We start from the raw sequence: 19,295 nt of genomic DNA, 5'->3' as shown, positions 1-19,295 counted from the left end.
CTACCTCCTAATTACTGGCGTAAATTTCATTAATTTAGATTCATAATTCATTGACGATAAAAGAGTAATGAATGATAAAATGGCGATTATAGATATATCAATATAAACAAATAAAGAGAGAACTGAAATTCCTATAAACATTAGAATTAAAGCGAAATAGATAAAACACTGTCTTTTCTTAATTTCCTTATCTCTTATTAAAATTCTTTCTATTTCCAATTGTTCATTTTCAACTATTTCAACCTTCTGCCACATTACGCTTAGAAATTCTTCATCTTTTAACATCTATATTCCTCCTTAGCAAGTTTTTGTAGTTTTTTTCTTGCTCTAAAAATAATAATTTTCACTTGACCTACAGACTTAATCATTATCTTTGAAATATCCTTATAGGACATATCCTCATATTCATAAAGGTACAATGCAGTCTTATACTCCTTATTTAATTTACCTAATAATTCTGTTACAAATAATCTGTCTTCCTTTTTCATAACAATATCCTCTGCGGAAGGTGTCCGTAGCTTTATATCATCAATATTTACTGGCTTTTGTTTTCTTAGATAATCGATGCACTTATTCCTTACCACTGTATATAAGAATGTTTTAAAACTATATTTATTCTTATAATCCATTCTTTTTACATAAATTAAAGCAAAACTATCCTGTATAATATCCTCTGATATAAATTCATCTTTTACATATTTCTGTGCAAACCTTAAAGCCTTTAATCTGTGCCTAATAACAATCTCCTCAAAAGCTTTTTTATTACCACTTTTGACTAGATCCATTATTGTATTATCATCAATCAAATCATCACCTCTTTGCGAAAAAACCATAGCTTAACTATTTTATTATACTTCTTACACGTATAAGTTCATAAAAAGTTACACTATAAGAAAAATTTTCATGTGAATTAAATTATCACCTGCGATGCTGCAATATTAAAAAGCTAGCAAGGAGATGCTAACCTCCAAACTAGCTTTTTAGAAAAACATTAATGTTACCTTATATATTTTCTATTTTTAGTGCATCAATAATATTCTCTTTTTTAATCTTTGAAGTTGCATATATCATCGTTGAACGGACAATTGCAAATACAGCAATTATAGTCACAATAACACTACCCCATGGAACAGCAAATTGAATATCGAATGAGTCCCTCAAAACCCTGTAAATCAAATACATCATTCCAAAACTAATAGGAAGCCCATAGAGCAAGCTCTTAATTCCATAAAACCAGCTTTCGTAATTAATCATTTTATTGAAACTCTTTGGTGTCATTCCAACGGATTTAAGCATTGCAAATTCCCGTCTACGTAGGGATATGCTAGTTGATATGGTATTTAAAATATTAGCTACGCAAATAGCAGTAATAATTGCTATAAAGCCATAGAAAAATACATAGATAAATGTCATTTGTTGCCTGCCTTGTTTATTTTGCATTGTAAAATCAATAATAGTTACACTTGCAATTGAGGTCTTATTTTGATATTCCTTAATACTTTCCACAAGCTTTGTAGGATTAGAACTTTTAATAAGCATATCAACCTGGCTAATCTCAGATATTTTTGGCAGCTTCCCTTGTATACTAGCATACACATCCTTTGATACTATAATCATAGGTTCTTCTATATTAGTTAACATGGTTTCACCAATAGGCGTCTTATCTGCAAGGGCTGCTATTTCTAATAAAACACTATATTCATTAGGCTTATTACCTACAGGATACGTAAATTTCAATTTTTCTCCTGGCTTAATATTAAAGCGGTTCATACGTAGGTATTTATTATCCGCTTTGATAGACACAGTGTTAATGAGTATGCCAGATGGATTTACAATATCTTTTAAACTAATAAGATCAGTTCCCGTTTCTTTAGCATATCTCTTAAGTGCTGCCTCATCAATAGATTTTATCGTAAAATGTGTTTCATAATTTTCAGCCTTTTCTTCTTTATTATTTGGTGAAATACTTGCTTTAATTTCATCAGGAATTAAACTGCTTTTAACATCTACTACAGCATTATTCATAGTTTCTTCAATAATACTTTCATCCACATATTTCATTTTTGTTATGGCATTATAAAAATTCTTTTTCTCTTGTGCTGTGGCAGAGGATGTTACAAAAACATTAACATCATAAGGCATATTATTGACTTTACTTTCTGCTGATTTTTGAAACAGCAAGGATAGGGATGAAACTGATAAAAACAGTACAATACTAATAACTAAGGAAAATATGGTAGTTTTATATCTGCGACTATTGCGCTTTAAGTTTTTAAGCCCAAGCTCTGCTTCAAATCCAAATATAAATCTTGTCTGTTTAGATGTCTTCACAACTCTACTGGTGAGCTTGATGTCTCGTGATTGACACAGCGCATCAATAGGCGATATCTTAGATGCACTCTTTGCGGGAATGTAAGCTGATATTAAAATAGTAATAATAGAAAGTAATATAGCCACTAGTATTGCACCTGGAGATATTACAAGCTTTAGTTTAACAACTATTCCGAAGCCTTCTATTAGCGGTTGCACAAGCTTAAAAGTTATACCCATTGCTACTGTCCCCAAAAATACACCTATAGGAATACCGATAACCCCAACAACAAAACCTTCAAAAAATACAGATTTACTCTTTTGCTTTTTTGTTGCGCCTACACTTGCAAGCATCCCTAAATAACGGCTACGTTCCGAAATTGAAATTGCGAAGGAATTATATATAAGCGCTACGGAACCTATAATTATAATAACCATCATTATACTTGCAAGAATATATAGAGTTAAGAGTAAATGATCATTAATAATTCCATAGTACCTTAAAAGGCTACTATTGTAGATTTTATTATCGCTAGGAATTCCTATTCTTTCCGAAAGCTTATTTGCTTGTGTATTTACTTTTTTGCTCACATTTTTCCAAACTACTGATATATCAACAGTGTCAGTAGGCGCAAGCTCCGTTTTATCAAGATAGGATATCACTGTATAGCCAGGTGACCAGTAGAGTTCGAAGTTGGGTCTACTTATAATTCCTGTTATAGTATATTCTTTTTTATATTCCTCAATAAGTTTTTCACCTTTTTTATCTTTGCCTTGCTTTTGGAAGCTATAAATCTGTCCAAGGGCTTCCTTATTTCCATCTTCATAACGCTTTCCAACATCTAATTTAAGCACGTCACCAACCTTATATGCCACGCCACCATTTTCTGAAATCTGAGAAGATATAACTATTTCATTTGATTTTTTAGGGAGACGACCCTTAACTAAATCTAAATTAAAGCTTTCCATGCCCTGCTTATCATATTCTTCTATAAAAAGATAGGGTTTACTCTTATTTTTAGAACCTTCAAGCTTTGAATATCCTATATTCCTGCTTAAAGCTGCATTTGCCGTATTTTTATCATTCATCACTTCATTAATGTTTTCACTACGTAAATTGTTATAGCGTACATGCCAATTTCCTGTATCCTCTATGGTATTTTTCTTCATCATACTAAGGAAAGACATCACGGAGGTAGGTATGGCTGTTATCATAGAAACTGATAATATAACACCAATAATTGTAACAATAGTACGCTTTTTATTTGATTTCATGTGACGAAGGGTCAAAGAATTTATGATATTCATCTTCGAATCACCTCATCCTTTGCGATTCGCCCATCTTCAATTGAAATTATTCGGTCTGCCTGCAAAGCAATGCGTTCATCATGAGTGATTATTATTAAGGTCTGATGGTATTTTTTATTTGACAGCTTTAGAAGTTCTATTATTTCTCCACTGTTTTTGCTATCAAGGTTTCCTGTAGGCTCATCTGCAAGTACGAGCGCTGGGTTATTAATCAATGCCCTTCCTATTGATACACGTTGCTGTTGACCACCTGAAAGCTGATTAGGCAGATGATTTAATCTATCTACAAGGCCCAGCGTGTTAATTATCTCATCTAGTTGACCATTTTTTATTTTTTGACCATCCAGTAATAGCGGTAGGGTAATATTTTCTTCTACATTCAAAACTGGTATTAAATTATAAAATTGATAGATAAGACCTATTTGCCTACGTCTAAATATGGCAAGCTTTGTTTCATCCATTTCGTAAATGTCAGCATTCTCTACAAAAACCTTTCCACTTGTTGGCGTATCAACGCCACCCAATATATGTAAAAGTGTTGATTTGCCCGACCCCGATGGTCCAATAATTGCAACAAACTCCCCTTTATTGACTGAAAACGACACATTATCTAGAGCCTTTACAGATGATTCACCCCTACCATATATTTTAGACAGATTTTCTACTCTTAATATCTCCATTGCTGCTCACTCCTCTGTTAGTTTGTAACCTTAGTATATCTGTCTAATATGACTTTACAGTGACTATTTGTGTGACGATTTTGTCACACAACACTTTTATAAATCTTTATAATAAATTTTGTACCTTTGTTTTTCTCACTGGTAACTTCAATTGTACCACCTTGTTTCTGCAAAATGATTTTTGACATGGCGAGTCCAATACCTATACTGTCATTGGGAGCATTGATGCCCTTATAAAAGCGATCGAATATATGTGGTAAATCCTCCTTATGGATCCCCTCACCATTATCAAATATTTTCATCATTGTATATATTGGAGTTTCGCAAAAATCAACACCTATATTTCCACCACAAGGTGTATGCTCAACACAATTTTTTATTATATTTGAAGCAGCCTCTGAGGACCAATTAAAATCGCCAATAAACTCAGTATGCTCATCACCGCTAATTTCAAGGGTTTGATCTTTAAGTTCCATAGGAATTAGCAGATGATGCGTAGCCCTACTGATAAGCTCCCGTACATTTACATTCTCTTTTTTTAACTCAATTGTACCTGCATCAATCTTAGATAACTTTAGTAGTGACGCAACAAGCCACTTAAGTCTTTCAAGTTGTGACCGAATATTTTGGGTGAATTCTTGGCGTTTATCCTGGGGTAGACTTTTGTCACATATAAGGTCTGTCATAACAAACATTGAAGTTATTGGAGTTTTAAGTTGATGGGAAATATCAGAAATTGAATCCGAAAGAAAAAGTTTATCTTTCTTTAATAGTTCAGCCTGTTCATATAAAGTCACAGTTACTTTGTATATTTCATTTTTAAGTATACTAAGCTCGCCTTCATCATTATCTCTAATATCAAGGGAATAATCTCCACTTGTAATTATCCTTAGATACTCAGATAATTGGTCTAATTGATTATATCTCCATCTGGTAAAAATGAAAGATATAACAATTATTAAAAGCAAAACTAAAAGTGCTATAATTCCTGCAATTATATTAACGAAAAAACAGGCAACTGATCCTATTAGTGAAATTGAAACCAAAAGAGTTATATATATCTTTATTTCTTTATTTCGTAGAATATTAATCACCTCCCTTATATCCAATTCCACGAACTGTTTTTATAATTGTTGGATTTTTGCTGTCATCCTCAATTTTTTCACGCAAACGTTTAATATATACCGTTAAAGTATTGTCATTCACAAAATCCCCTGCAAAATCCCATAGACCTTCTAAAAGTTGATTGCGATCAATAACTTGCCTCTGATTATTTGCAAAGATTAGAAGTAGTCGGTATTCAAGAGATGTTAATGTAACTTCATTCGCTTCTTTATACACTTTTGCCTGTGTAGTGTCTATCTTTATACCGCTAAACTCAATGATTGTTTTTGTAATTTCTGTTTTATCATATCTGCGAAGTACAGATTTAATTCGAGATAGAAGCTCTCTTATACGAAATGGCTTTGTTATATAGTCATCTGCCCCCATATCAAGCCCCATAACTACATTAACTTCATCATCTATTGCCGTTAGAAATATTACTGGTATATCTTCCTTTGCCTTAATTATTTTACAAATATCGTAGCCGCTTCCATCTGGAAGAGATAAATCAAGTATTGCCAAGTTAAAGCTATTTTTATGCAGCATAGTTTTTGCTGACTCCACATTCAAGCAGTGGGTAACAAAATACCCCTCTTGAGTAAGTGAGTAGCAAAGCCCTGATGCAATTATTATATCATCCTCAACAAATAGTATTTTCATTGTGTAAATCTCCTTTGTATACCTAGTAAGTATTATCTTTCTTCTATTTTATCACATTATCTATCTCATAATTTAAATAAAAACGATAGTTTGATGTTAAAATGAATAACCCTACGTAAAGGTATTCCTTTGCGTAGGGTTAAAAACTTATAAAATGTATTCATAAAGTATAACAAAACATTTTAACAAATTAGATATTCGTGTTCTTTATGTCAACAGACGTTTATTTTAATATCCATGATGGAACATTCTTCTCCGTCTTCTTCTCCTTCGTCCAAGTAAATCTCTGATAAACAGTATTCTGGTTAAATCTTGAATCGGACCTCTTCTGCCTTGACGGCGTGTGTCTCTCATATCCTCATCATCATTATCATCGTCATCCCTATAATGTTTTTCACACTTTTCAGATACTTCTTTACACATATGCTCCATTTCATCCTTACTAGGGCAATACATTGGGCCATACTTGGATTCCATCATATCACAATGTTTTTTTACCATGGGATATATCATTCTATAGATTTTAGGATACATGCTTTTTAAATCTTCATCAGCTTCATCATGCATTGCCATATTCATCATAGGCATATTCATCATAGGCATACTCATCATGGCCATATTCATCATGGCCATATTCATCATGGGCATGCTCATCATGGGCATGTTCATCATAGGCATGTTCATCATAGGCATGTTCTCCATAGGCATGTTCATCATAGGCATATTCTCCATAGGCATATTGGCCATTGGCATATTGGCCATTGGGATTTTCGTCATAGGCATATTGGCCATAGGAATTTTTTGTCCAACATTTTCACAGTCTTTATAACGGTAGTCGTACATAAGTACCTCCAAAATAATATTCACCATTTATATTATTCTGCTTTCGCTGTTTTGTTACAAATACCTATTTCCAGTGATTCCTTTAAGCCTTATTATATTGTTTAACACTATTTTAAATTCTATTTTTAAGAATTTTTCTATAAATCAAAGTTCCAAATCGAATTGGTAAGGCAAGAAACATTCCTATGGATGCAATTGCGTTACCAATAAATAATGAAGAAAGTGGATCCATTAGTGAATTGTCATTAACAAGATAAGTCCAAGTTGAAGAGGGTGGGTTTATCCGCTGTTTTAAGTTAATGAGTCCCTGCGTTGATAAATCTAACGTTTCAAAATCTTGTAAAATTCTCGTTTGTATCTCTTGCTGCATCGTCTGAAATATGCCAGCTGTTTCTATTTGAAATGCTTGCAACGGATCTTTAAGCCTTAGTATACTTAACTTTACTCCCTCTTTAAGATATTCTACATGAGCGAGGTAATCAGCCCAAACTTCATCGATATTATATAGTGCTACTTGTTTTTCAAGTTCCTTTACGATGTCTTCACTAAAGAAGTTAATTAATTTTGTAAATAGCTGTGGATTTTCCAGGCTTAATATATTAAAAGGTAAAATATCATATACTATTTCCATTCTCCTTTGGTGAACAACAAGTCGCTGATTTTCTATGATAAAGGAATACTGCCATAATTCTCTACGTAAATCAGAATCCTGGCCCTGGATAATCCTCTGAACGTGTTCTATTTTACTTGCTATCTTAGTATTAATCAACGGTTCTTCTTGCATAGAAGGTCTAATTTCCACGGGCACTATTTCATTGATACCATATGTTTTAATGAGGTCATCTTCAAGGCTTATAAAGAATTTTGACATGCCAATATCACCTTGACGGCCAGTTCTTCCTTTAAGCTGCTTATCAATGCGTTTACTCTCATACCTATTAGTACCTATAACATATAATCCTCCAAGGGAAACTATCTTATCTTTATTAGCTCCATCTAGGCCCCCAAGTTTTATATCAGCACCCCTGCCAGCCATATTAGTTGAAACAGTAACTGCATAAAGAGTACCTGCTTGTTCAATGATATGTGCTTCAAGTTCATCATTTTTTGCGTTTAAAATTTTATATTTAACGCCTAGCTTATTTAATTCTTCAGCCAAATATTCTGATTCTGCTACACTACAAGTGCCGATTAAAATAGGCTGTCCTGTGTCATGTACTCTTTTGATTTCCGAGCTCAAAGCTTTGTATTTGGCTTTTTTGTGCGTGAATATTACATCAGGATAATCAATTCGATTGCAAGGAATATGTGGTGGAATTACTATCACCTCCATGTCATACATCTCACTGATTTCATTCAATGAGTCCATTGCTGTACCGGTCATCCCTGAAATTTTTTTATAAAGCAAAATGAAACTTTGCAAAGTTATCTGATTCATTATACGTCCTTTTGACTTATGGCTAAGGCACTCCTTGGCCTCAAGGGCTGATTGAATTCCATCGGGCCAACGCCTGTTTTCAGCGATGCGTCCAGTAAACTCGTCTACCATTTCAATTTTACCGTCTCTTACAATATAGTCTATATCCTTCTTCAATAAAGCAATTACATGAAGAATATTGTGTACTTCACTTAATAATTTAAAGTTTTCTTCTGCATATAAATTTTCACAATTAAGCATAGCTTCTGCTCGAAGTAGTCCTTTATTAGTCAAAAATACGTTCCTTTTAACTTCATCTTTCTCATAGTCAACTTCAGGCTCTAGTTTTCTTAAAGCTTCCATTGTTAAACAAAGAGTATCATCAGCAGCGTTCCCTCCTATTGCAATAACTAATGGTATTCTGGCTTCATCAATTATTATGGAATCTGCCTCGTCTATTATGGCAAAATTAAATGGACGTAGCACAATTTCACTTTTTTTATAAGAAAGTGAGTCCATTAAATAATCAAATCCAGCTACCTTGGCAGTTACATATGTAACATCACAACCATAAGCTCTTTGTTTTTCAGGCCGTTTCATAGTTTCCTGTACGAACCCCACAGTTAATCCAAGCATTTCATATACGGGTCCCATCCAAGTTGCATCCCTACGCGCTAAATAATCATTAAAGGTCAGTATATGACATCCACGTCCTGTAAGTGCATTTAAGACTGCGGGGAACACCGCGGCTAAAGTTTTTCCTTCACCGGTCTGCATCTCTATTAATCTTCCATTATGCATAGCTATGCCAGCAATCAGTTGCTCGTCGTAAGTAATGAGTCCTAGTACTCTTTTAACCGCCTGTTTTGTAAGTGCAAAGACTTCTATAATTATGTCATCCATAGATGTATACTCTAAAAGCTTACTCCTGAGCCCATGTGATTTATTTAGAAATTCAGTATTATCCAATGAATCAAATCTAAGACGATTTATTTGTTCTACTGTTTTTTCATAGCTATTATATTCTGCCTTATTTACTAAGTCATGAAATTTTTTTCTAATACTAATGGACATATGAATCACCACTCTTTCAACATAAAATAATTTGATTCTCAATTCACTTAAATAGTACAAACACGTTAGATATTGTAAATTATGACACTGTGTTTTTAGTAATTCAAATCATGCAATAATTTTAAGTCAATTATACCATTATGCACCATAAATTACTGTTTTTAAAAGTGGATGAGTTAATTTATACATACTACTAATTTTCTTTGTCTTAATTGTTTATATTATCCACATTTTTATTTATGTGTTAAACTCAAGGTGAAGCATTCGAAAAGGAGGATATTATGAAAAGACAAAGAAATGTTATAGAGGGCAGTATTTCGGAAAAAGTTTATGTTAAAATTAACGGAGCGAAGATGGGAATGATTATTAAAAGTGAGAATGCATCAAATCCAGTACTGCTTTTTGTTCACGGAGGCCCTGGTATGCCGGAACATCCACTTACCGAAACATACCCTACGGGACTTGAGAAATATTTTACGGTAGCATGGTGGAATCAGCGTGGCGCGGGTTTGTCCTATAGCAGTGATATCTCAGCAAAAACAATGACAACAGAACAGTTTGTATCTGACACAATAGAAGTAACGAACTATCTGCGTAAACGGTTTGGACAAGATAAAATATACCTTATGGGACACTCATGGGGTTCATACATAGCTATAGAGGCAGCGGCAAAATCATATGAGTTATACCATGCTTATATTGGTGTCGGACAAATATCAAATCAAATGGAATCGGAAAAAATTGCATATAAATATATGCTTAAGTACTACAAGGTAACAGGTGATGAAAAAACTGTAAAGAAGCTTCAGGCAATACCTATTGAAACAATGGATCATCTGCCAGATGCATACAATAAAATAAGGGATAATGTGATGCATAGAGCAGGAATTGGTACAACACATAAGATGAAATCAGTAGTCACCGGAATTTTTATGCCAGTTATGCAGAATCGCGAATATACCTTGAGAGAAAAAATTAATATATGGCGTGGAAAAGCATTTTCAAATTCTACTGTTTTAAACGAGGAGCTTTACAGAACGGGTTTGAGTAACAAGATAACAAAACTTGATATTCCGGTATATTTCTTTTCGGGAATATATGATTATACGGTAAACTATTCGATGTCGGAAGCTTATCTTAAAAAACTTGGTGCACCTGCAAAGGGATTTTATCTTTTTAAGGAATCTGCCCACAGTCCAATATTTGAAGAGTCTGAAAAAGTGTTACAGATTATACAGCAGGATGTATTAAAAGGCAGGAATGATCTAGCTGACACATATTAATACAAAGTATGATCATAATATTTAGTACAAATTATTTATCTATTATATATAAGTAAGATAAGATGAATTTTTATGACATAACATTTTCAGTGTATTCTTTGATAGTAATATTGTTACCATAAATTTACTACTATTCAAATTCGCTTAGAAATCAACATTTATATATCTCGCTTTGAAATCTCAGTTTGGTCTAAATTTGACTTTACCGTTTTAATACTAGAAGATTTCTCTTTTTCATTGCTTCTCTTTATATCTTTTTCAAGAAAATTGGACTAATGAAGTGCCCAATTATAAAATTAATTCCGCTTGTCATGATAAAAATAACTACTTATTTCAGCAATCATCATAATCGTAAAAATGATGCCGAAGCAACTGAAAATGCCAAGACACATATCATTTTTTGTTACTCCCCATACAACCATTGATAGTATTAAAAAAGTAACACAAATGATCAGTGTAATATTAAAAGCACTGGTTTTTGATTTCATATTAATTAAATTTACTCTTTCATCATCATTTTGAACATCCTGTTTTGTACATCTGCTACTCAAACCTCTCCATATTTCTGTAACTCCAAATAGAATACAAAAAATAGCTAATATAATAGACTTGGTAATTCTTAAAGCATTTAAAGTATTAAACCGCGTAATTGTATCTGGAATGCTAATTCCTGCTAAGAATAAAAATATTATACCACTCCAAAATTTCTTTTTATTATATATTTTTTTCTGCATTTTCCAAATCCTCCTTTAAACAATATAATTTTCCAATAGTGGTGTTGAAAACGGAAGCAATCTAATGTTCTACTAAATTCTTTAAAACACTTGATATATAACTGTTTTAAAAATTCTATGACAATAAAATACAAGTATTATGATTATATCTCACATAATATAAAATTTCATCATATTTTACTAACAATGTTAAGTGGATAAAAGATGTGATGATCGAAATTATTCGCAAAATTTCAAATTTTGTTGTATTAGTGATACTGTGATGTATATTGAAATCACTTAGGAAGAATATATAGTACTTAATTTGAGTTTAAATTTATGAATATCATTATTTTCTATGCTTATACCGGTTTTCTGTTACATTACTACGCAACCCCCGGTTTCGTTGGCTAATTACCGATTGGTGTAAAAAAATACAATAAGTTATTTCCTATTTTGGATGGTTTTTCATCCCCCCCGAAAAGGTGGAATAAGAAAATTACTAATTAGATATTATTTGAAATATAGCCATTCCAAAACTAATTGCCCATATTTGTATTTCAACATATGTGCTAACCATTTGAAATATGTCAGATAGAGGTCTCGCCACATAGCTATCAATACGTTATATTTACCTAAAGCTATTGAGAAACTACTATGTACATGTTTTTTTTTGGTGTAGCATAAAATTTTTTGACTACTAATGTAAACCTATAATTTACTAATACTCGATATGACTTAGCTTGATGGCTATGGGGTAGCGCCAACATTTCCGACAAAACCCACTTTAAGACATAAAATGGATATAAAGCAGGATTTTCACCTACGTTAAGCAAATAATATTTAAAAATAAGTACCATAAAAGCTATATTAGAGTTGTTTTGATACTTTGTTTTTAGCAATATGAAAATCACGTATAAATTTACTACTTCTAAGGCTTATATTTAAGTACCGAAAACGAAGGTTTGTGGAACTATATTCCTTAACGTAGGTTTTGTCGGTTCCGTTGGCTCCACCCTTGATTGAAAATTATGGTATTATTAGTCTGTAAATTAACTATAATTTAATAAACACTTCTAAAAAGCTGTGTAATGAGGGGGGGCTTAATATGAAATACAATACGAAAAGTTCAAAAGCAGGAGTAATTCTTTCTGTACTTGCAATCATTATTGCATCAATAACATTTGTATATGCAATAATTAAAGGAACATCAAATTGGTCTAACGGTATTATATTGTTTTGTGCTATCGGTATTTTTTGTAGTAATATTGAAATCTATAAATCACAAAAAAATAAAGACAATAATTCTAAAAAAAATATTTAATTGGTACAAAATACTCTTATATAGTTCATTAATCATAAGTTTACCATATGCCAGTACCCCTTATCGTCATATCAATTAAATCAGACGTTAGAAACAAAAATGGAAGCTACAGTTACCGAAGCCCAAAAGGAAGTAACTCGAATTTCCCAACTGAAAGAATTTGAAAAGGAAAAAGCACTACCACAGCAGGAGAAGTCATTTAATAAAAAGATGCAGGATTTTCAAGAGCAGTCTAATAAAAAAATATTAGAATACCAGAAGCAGGCGGAAGATTATATAAGAGAGATGCAGAGACAAAGGCAAAATCAAAGTAAAAAAACAGAACTTAAAAAATAGAAAATGTCATTAACTAATTTCTTTATTATTCAAAATAAAATCTAGTGTTAGTAATTAGAATAAGACCAAATGGAATATAGGGCGTGCTTTCTTCCCTATATGAAATGCGGTAGTGTTAAAGTACTTAACCTTTTATAAGGGTTTAAATACTCTTATTACAAGATAAAAGGCATACAATATAACATCTTATTATATTGTATGTTTTTATACTATTATCTATTTGGATCTAATTTAATACATTGTATAAATCGGACATTAATAAGTTCCATACCTTTTTTAGTTTCGACTTCAACCCAATTTCCATTTACTTCAATTATTTTCCCGGTTTCAACATTTAAACCAAGTCCTCCTGTTGCAAATATATTGCAACACTTTCCTATGTATTTTTTGATTGCCTCGTTCTCCATAATTATTAACCCCCCGTTATCTTCTTAATTTAAAAAATGATATAATCAACGGCATACACAAAATAGATTTATTTAATTATACCATTTTTACCTCAAACCGGTCATATAAAACAATATAAATTTCATTAAAAGCTAAGCAAGCGAAAGTAACACAATACCAATTGAATTACTTTCACATTGAGGCTATTTACCATTCCTTAAGCATTTTAAAATACCCCCGTTTTAGATCTTATCTCTTAATTTTGAATCTATTATTTTTTAGAATTAACAAGCATACAACATAATTAAAATTGTGTTGTATGCTTGCTTTATTTACTTACAGTTTCTTTGCTTTTATTTTTTAATATATAAATTAGCATTAAAACAAGTAATGTAATTATCAATATATGTAAAATTATATGGTATAAGTCTGGTATTAGTATACTATCAGATGGTGGAATAACATGAAATGTATTAGCAAAATATTCATTATATCCTCTTAATTTTCTCTCAGTTACACCAAAAATCGTATAATTCCAATGAGATGAATATTGAATTATAGGCCAAGTAGTTAGAAATATTGATAGCACATACTTCCCTTGCTTTTATTTTAATAAAAACAATGCAGAAAAAGCTACAAAAAGTATCCACCAAGCAGTATCAACACTTAATATACCAGGACTTTCAACTAAGCAAAATTGTCCTGTAGAAAATCCTATAATATCTAACGTAAACCAAAAAAGCAAAAAAACTAATAATATATTTATATTTCTTTTCATTAATTAAATCCCCCGTTCATAGTAATAATACATTTAAATTATACTAGTCTTACCGTAAATGTGATATAAAAATAATTTAAATGCTTTGATATGCCTTATAATGTAAATAAATTTTAATTTTACTTTGGGGCTATATATAGCATTCTTTTTATTCAAGCTAACATTTTTTATAACTACAATTTCTTTGTTGACACGAGTATAATATTAGTGTAATACTAATATAGTACACTAATATTATAGATAGGTTTTGAATATTATTATGAAAAATGTTAAAATTGGCGACAAGTTTTCTCCTATTAGAGAATTTTTCGTGAAATTAAAAATCAATAAGGAGTGGAATTACATGAAAAATAAAACAGAGAAAATTCAAATGAATATTGGAAAGAAAATTTTTAAAGGTTTTAGGAATATTACAATTTTCTTTATTACAGTGATCCTATTAATAAGTATATCAGGCTTAATATATGAAAGAATCGGGTTATATTCTGATAGCAAGAAATATAGTGTACCAGGAAAAATCGTTAAAGTTAATGGTCATAATATGCATGTTTATTCAGAAGGAAAAGGAAATTTAACGGTAGTTTTTGTATCAGGCTTCGGCACACCAAGTCCATATGCTGATTTTTATCCTTTATATAATGAGATATCAAAGTATACAAGAACTGTGGTTTATGAAAGACCGGGATATGGATACAGCGAAGTGTCTAATACAAGTAGAGATATTGATACAATTACAAAAGAAATGCATGAATTGCTTGAAACATCAGGGGAAAAGGCTCCATATATACTTGTAGGACATTCGATGGGTTCATTGGAAATTATAAGATTTGCCCAAAGGTATAAAAATGAGGTTAAAGGAATTGTCATGATAGATGGTGGAAGTCCACAATTTTATGCGAATGAAGAAATTAATCAAAATCCAATATCATCTATGAAACTAAAATCAGTTTTGAAAAATGAGGGAATAATCAGATTAATGTTTAATTACTCAAAAAAATTTTGTAATTCAACATACTCATCTCGAAATCAACTATCACTTGTACCATTAGATTTAAAAAATGTTGATACTGCAATGTATTTAAAAACTATGACAAACAAGAACAAAACAGCTGAATTAGTAAATTTACAATCAAATGCACTGATTGTAAAGAAAAATGGGAATTTAGGTCAAATACCTTTAAGAATATTAACGTCTGGTGAAGAAGCAAAAGATAGTAAATGGAAAAATAGTCAAGAAGATTTTAAGTCTTGGTCAACGGATAGTAAGCAGAAAATTGTTAATGGCAGTCCTCATTATATACATCAATATGAACCTAATGTTATAAATAATGAAATAAAAAAATTAATAAATTAATAAAAACCCGGAAATAGAAGGTAATTAGGTTTAATGCGATTGAAATGCACAAAACATTATAAAATAAACTAAAGTTTATTCGCAAGTAACCCCACATCATTAGATATGGGGTTTAATATATTTAGATTATATGAATAAAGTGAAAGTAACACAATGGTTATTGAGTTACTTTCACATTGAGGCTATTGCCTATTCCTTTAAAATTTCAATTTGAATGTAACATAACGAGTTGACTCTTTACTTTAAATTTATTATAAATCAGTCTTAATATAATAATAAGATCCCGCAGTCAAAGGCTGGTCCACATCCGATTTTTTCCTTCATTCTTCATAATAAGTATCTCTAAGCGTACCATTGTTTTCGTACCTCAAACCCTGGTAAACTAAGAGTTTCTAATGATAAAGCTGGTCCTTTTTTGGGTACCCGACGGCGTGCGCGAATCCTAATTAAAGCATCTTCTATGAAGCTGTTTTAATTAAATTTAATTCAATCACTCTATATAAATGATCAAAAAAAACTAAGTCTACGCACGCATATGTAGTTTAAACATATCTTTATATTATTTGCTTAACGTAGGCCTTGCTATTGGTATTGCTTTAGGGGTTGCTATTGTAGCATCAATGGATGCTATAGCGAACAAAAATAAGAAATAACTATGAGGGCATAGGCTAGTTAAGGAGCCTATTTAAATGCTGTGAAATTTTAGTTTCACGGCATTGTATCTTTGAAATATATTTTTAAAGGATTGTAGATCTATAATATAGAATAAGATAATTAAGCAAGTATTTTGTGTCGTGCTCGTATTTTTATTAGAGTTAGTTGTCTCTCAAACTAATAGCGAAATAGGAATTGATATAATATAACAATGATAAAATGCAGGAGGTTTTATATGAGGAATACGGATGTATATGGGTTAATTATAATTACATTAATTATGGGAGGGATGTTTACATTTTTAGGATTGATAATTAAAAGTCAAAATGCAGGAGATATGCTGAATGGATTTGATGCGAAAAAATATGATAAAGATAAAGTATCAAGGATAGTAGGCGGAGATATGTTGTATACTGGTCTATTAATTATTCTTATAGGGGTTGGTGGGGGTTTTTTTAGTAGCAAATTTTATAATTATTTAACTATTGCACAGGTCGTTATTTTCGTACTAGGAATTATAAAAAGTATATATGATATGGATAAAAAATGTAGAATAAAAAAATAAATATGCAGTCTTAAAGTAAAAGATATAAGAAGATAAAGTGGTAGATAATATTCATATATTTCGTCGCAAGTACCCCCAAGATCTTAGCTATGGTGGGTACTTGCTTTCAGTGCATATCTATACACTGAAAGTAACACAATACTAATTGTGTTACTTTCACATTGGGACTATTGCCTATTCCTTTGAAATTTCATTTTGAATGTATTACAAATCAGTCTTAATATAATAATAAGACTCCCCAGTCAAAGGCTGGTCCACATCAGATTTTCTCCTTCATTCTTCATACTAAAACCTGATGTGGCACAAGCTCTTTCACTACTCTAGGTCACAAATGAAGCTTTGGACAATCCTACTCACTGCCCAAAAGTAAACTAATCTATTAAAGTACCTAAGCATTCATCATTCTATTTAATCTTAGTAGCAGTCAGTAAACTTGTCCAAAGCAAATGAAATTATTTCCCCTTCCCCCAAGGGAAACAGATCCTACTGCACTACAGCAGGATCTGTTTTTTTGTTTTCAACCTACTATGGGTATATGTAGTAACGGAACCAAAAACGGCTATAAGCATGTAAATAAATGGATTTGAAATTTAAGAATACATTACTTATAGCATCATATATATTTGATAATGCTTTAGGATGGAGATGTTATTGGGGTAGAAACCGCAAAGCGTAAATTCGCCCGGATAAGACATATATTCCCAAGACACTGATACAATAAAACAGTTATTAAATATATGGGGTATTGAAACAATTCTTGAAAAAAACAGCCATAAGACAGTATTCTCCATTTTTGATGAACTATAAATCAAAAACGGAACTACTATTTTGTGGCTGTTATGATGTAAAGTATGAAGAATGGGACACAACTAATGCGTAAGACTTACGTGTTTTAATAAATTCTATAAACTAGAATTTATCAAAACTAAACTTTAGTGAATTGGTACACAAATTTCACAAAAATGGTTTTTAACCATTTCATTCTTATACCTTTCAAGAATTGGTCTTGCTTCATCCAGTTTATAGCCTCTCTTGAATAATTCCGGAAAAATTGCAAGCCACGCTTTTTGAACTTCTTCAGCTGTATGTCTTATTTTAAAAACTGCATATTTTCCTCCAAGAATGTTACCATCATTAATATAATCATCACTAATGCAATAATCATTTGAAATAACGAGACCTGTGTCATAACGACAATTTTCAGGTTCTACTATTTTAGGGTTATCATGGGCAATTCCTAGTATAATAGATTGCTCATTAAGAAGTCCATTAGACTTAGCCCATTTCTTTAATTTTTCCATTACTTTAATATTATTCTGCCCATAAGATCCAACCTGCCTTATATAAGCAATTCTATAAAATAAAGTTTTTTCAATTTCTATATTCATAATTCTTCCTTTCTTTATAAAGTACATCGATGTCTATAAACATCATATAATGCTTTAAAATAGAAAACAAGACATTTTTTTAAATTACTAAATTACCACTTACATGTGTTTATTAATACTTTATATGACGCATTAATTTATCAATTTGACGTAACTTTTAGGAATATTATACCCATTATCGGAGTAATGTTAAATTACTTTCAAAAGTCTCATGTTATCTACTAAATCATAATCAGAATTATCACCATTTCTATCTCTCGCTTAGTTAGTGTTATTAATACTATAATTCTACTTTAACTAACTTGTTTTGAGCAAAAAAATAAGAGCTTTATCATTTAGTGATTAAACCCTAGGTATATCAATGATTTACACTGATGTTATATACTTTTTTTTTTTGAGGTAGAACTTTTACATATTAATTCTAACTCGCAATATTCAAATAATAATATCCAACTGTAAATAACTGGCTTAGCGTTGTAAATTTACGCTTTGCGGTTACTACCCCTCTTACAGGAATACTTGAGGAATATAAACAATATAAAGTTGAAGTGGAACAGTATAAGAAGTCACTTGCAGATACTCAATCTAAAGATATGGAGTTATTAGTTAGCATTAAATATAAATTTTTACTGTTAGTAATTTAGGAAAAGACATTGAGAAGGTTGTTAACGGGTTGAATGAGAGTCAAGAGCAATTAGGTTTTTTTGCAATCATAAGTTCATCACATGCTTACGTATTTAATAATAATTATAAAATTATAAAATCGGGTTATAGTAGAAATTATAATAAGAATTTTGCATCGGCCACTGCATGTATTTACGGTAGGCCTGCAGGTACTTTTTGGTATGGTTTGAGTGCAAATTATTTTATGGATAGTTACTATGGTAATTTTGATGGAACTATTAAGTCGCCTAACATGACATGGTAAGAATATGAAGGATAGATTTTAAAAGCTATCCTTTTATTTTTACTGGAATGTTTTTTCGTATAGTATGTTATTTTCTTTATCCAAAATATAAATATGTTGTAAATCTAATTTGCCTGAAGAATTTGTTATGATTACACCTTTCTTTCTATCATCACTTTGGCTATTTTCAGTTCTGAAAATTTAGAATTT

At 31.2% G+C, this 19,295-nt stretch carries 19 protein-coding genes; 6 read left to right on the top strand and 13 right to left on the bottom strand.

Translation table 11 applies throughout. The features are described from left to right. The 8 genes from KTC94_RS02840 to KTC94_RS02805 form a co-directional block, all read right to left on the bottom strand. On the bottom strand, nucleotides 1-285 hold the full coding sequence (locus KTC94_RS02840; protein WP_216304062.1) for a hypothetical protein: 285 nt from the start codon (nucleotides 283-285) through the stop codon (nucleotides 1-3). Next, nucleotides 279-806 carry an RNA polymerase sigma factor gene (locus KTC94_RS02835; RefSeq protein ID WP_216304063.1) on the bottom strand — a complete coding sequence of 176 codons (528 nt, stop codon included), beginning with the start codon at nucleotides 804-806 and terminating at the stop codon, nucleotides 279-281. Before KTC94_RS02835 ends, KTC94_RS02840 begins: the two co-directional genes overlap by 7 nt. A 196-nt stretch (nucleotides 807-1,002) precedes the next feature. Next, complete coding sequence (locus KTC94_RS02830; protein WP_220319683.1) at nucleotides 1,003-3,618, bottom strand: ABC transporter permease; 2,616 nt, start codon at nucleotides 3,616-3,618, stop codon at nucleotides 1,003-1,005. Then, nucleotides 3,615-4,298 (bottom strand): ABC transporter ATP-binding protein, encoded by a 684-nt coding sequence (locus KTC94_RS02825; protein WP_216304065.1) that lies wholly within the window; start codon nucleotides 4,296-4,298, stop codon nucleotides 3,615-3,617. The genes KTC94_RS02830 and KTC94_RS02825 overlap by 4 nt, the downstream gene beginning before the upstream one ends. A gap of 83 nt (nucleotides 4,299-4,381) precedes the next feature. After that, nucleotides 4,382-5,392 carry a HAMP domain-containing sensor histidine kinase gene (locus KTC94_RS02820; RefSeq protein WP_309137240.1) on the bottom strand — a complete coding sequence of 337 codons (1,011 nt, stop codon included), beginning with the start codon at nucleotides 5,390-5,392 and terminating at the stop codon, nucleotides 4,382-4,384. Continuing rightward, complete coding sequence (locus KTC94_RS02815) at nucleotides 5,385-6,062, bottom strand: response regulator transcription factor (protein ID WP_220319682.1); 678 nt, start codon at nucleotides 6,060-6,062, stop codon at nucleotides 5,385-5,387. Before KTC94_RS02815 ends, KTC94_RS02820 begins: the two co-directional genes overlap by 8 nt. A gap of 228 nt (nucleotides 6,063-6,290) precedes the next feature. After that, entirely contained in the window at nucleotides 6,291-6,905 is a 615-nt protein-coding gene (locus KTC94_RS02810; protein WP_220319681.1) for a hypothetical protein, read from the bottom strand. A gap of 112 nt (nucleotides 6,906-7,017) precedes the next feature. After that, nucleotides 7,018-9,396 carry a DEAD/DEAH box helicase gene (locus KTC94_RS02805; protein WP_220319680.1) on the bottom strand — a complete coding sequence of 793 codons (2,379 nt, stop codon included), beginning with the start codon at nucleotides 9,394-9,396 and terminating at the stop codon, nucleotides 7,018-7,020. Nucleotides 9,397-9,677: 281 nt separating this feature from the next. Here KTC94_RS02805 and KTC94_RS02800 point away from each other — a divergent pair, with 281 nt between their 5' ends. Further along, nucleotides 9,678-10,679 carry an alpha/beta hydrolase gene (locus KTC94_RS02800; protein ID WP_220319679.1) on the top strand — a complete coding sequence of 334 codons (1,002 nt, stop codon included), beginning with the start codon at nucleotides 9,678-9,680 and terminating at the stop codon, nucleotides 10,677-10,679. 296 nt (nucleotides 10,680-10,975) lie between these two features. Here KTC94_RS02800 and KTC94_RS02795 read toward each other — a convergent pair whose 3' ends face one another. Next, nucleotides 10,976-11,413, bottom strand: coding sequence for a hypothetical protein (locus KTC94_RS02795; protein ID WP_220319678.1), 438 nt, complete (start codon nucleotides 11,411-11,413; stop codon nucleotides 10,976-10,978). A gap of 1,087 nt (nucleotides 11,414-12,500) precedes the next feature. On the opposite strand from KTC94_RS02795, the gene KTC94_RS02790 reads away from it, so the two are divergent. Beyond that, a complete protein-coding gene (locus KTC94_RS02790) occupies nucleotides 12,501-12,716 on the top strand; it encodes a hypothetical protein (protein ID WP_220319677.1) in 216 nt (71 codons plus the stop codon). Nucleotides 12,717-12,815: 99 nt separating this feature from the next. Beyond that, nucleotides 12,816-13,052, top strand: coding sequence for a hypothetical protein (locus tag KTC94_RS02785; RefSeq protein ID WP_220319676.1), 237 nt, complete (start codon nucleotides 12,816-12,818; stop codon nucleotides 13,050-13,052). 212 nt (nucleotides 13,053-13,264) lie between these two features. Here the strand turns inward: KTC94_RS02785 and KTC94_RS02780 are convergent, their stop codons facing one another. From KTC94_RS02780 to KTC94_RS02770, 3 genes are all read right to left on the bottom strand, one after another. Next, nucleotides 13,265-13,459 carry a hypothetical protein gene (locus tag KTC94_RS02780; protein WP_220319675.1) on the bottom strand — a complete coding sequence of 65 codons (195 nt, stop codon included), beginning with the start codon at nucleotides 13,457-13,459 and terminating at the stop codon, nucleotides 13,265-13,267. A 308-nt stretch (nucleotides 13,460-13,767) separates the two neighbouring features. Further along, nucleotides 13,768-14,028: a hypothetical protein gene (locus tag KTC94_RS02775; RefSeq protein WP_304518678.1), complete on the bottom strand. Its 261-nt coding sequence runs from the start codon at nucleotides 14,026-14,028 to the stop codon at nucleotides 13,768-13,770. Nucleotides 14,029-14,043: 15 nt separating this feature from the next. After that, nucleotides 14,044-14,217: a hypothetical protein gene (locus KTC94_RS02770; protein WP_220319674.1), complete on the bottom strand. Its 174-nt coding sequence runs from the start codon at nucleotides 14,215-14,217 to the stop codon at nucleotides 14,044-14,046. Between the two features lie 343 nt (nucleotides 14,218-14,560). Here KTC94_RS02770 and KTC94_RS02765 point away from each other — a divergent pair, with 343 nt between their 5' ends. Both KTC94_RS02765 and KTC94_RS02760 read left to right on the top strand, forming a co-directional pair. Further along, nucleotides 14,561-15,571 (top strand): alpha/beta fold hydrolase, encoded by a 1,011-nt coding sequence (locus KTC94_RS02765; protein WP_220319673.1) that lies wholly within the window; start codon nucleotides 14,561-14,563, stop codon nucleotides 15,569-15,571. A gap of 889 nt (nucleotides 15,572-16,460) precedes the next feature. Further along, a complete protein-coding gene (locus tag KTC94_RS02760) occupies nucleotides 16,461-16,790 on the top strand; it encodes a DUF3784 domain-containing protein (protein ID WP_220319672.1) in 330 nt (109 codons plus the stop codon). Nucleotides 16,791-17,722: 932 nt separating this feature from the next. Here KTC94_RS02760 and KTC94_RS02755 read toward each other — a convergent pair. Further along, nucleotides 17,723-18,178: a GyrI-like domain-containing protein gene (locus KTC94_RS02755; RefSeq protein ID WP_220319671.1), complete on the bottom strand. Its 456-nt coding sequence runs from the start codon at nucleotides 18,176-18,178 to the stop codon at nucleotides 17,723-17,725. 673 nt (nucleotides 18,179-18,851) lie between these two features. On the opposite strand from KTC94_RS02755, the gene KTC94_RS02750 reads away from it, so the two are divergent. Beyond that, nucleotides 18,852-19,106 (top strand): hypothetical protein, encoded by a 255-nt coding sequence (locus KTC94_RS02750; RefSeq protein ID WP_216303488.1) that lies wholly within the window; start codon nucleotides 18,852-18,854, stop codon nucleotides 19,104-19,106. Nucleotides 19,107-19,295: the final 189 nt, after the last annotated feature.

The sequence above is a fragment of the Clostridium sp. CM028 genome (genome assembly GCF_030585565.1).
GTDB classification, from domain to species: domain Bacteria; phylum Bacillota; class Clostridia; order Clostridiales; family Clostridiaceae; genus Clostridium_AD; species Clostridium_AD estertheticum_B.
The sequence above is the reverse complement of the archived record's forward strand: the minus strand, read 5'-3'. Positions and strand labels throughout refer to the sequence as shown.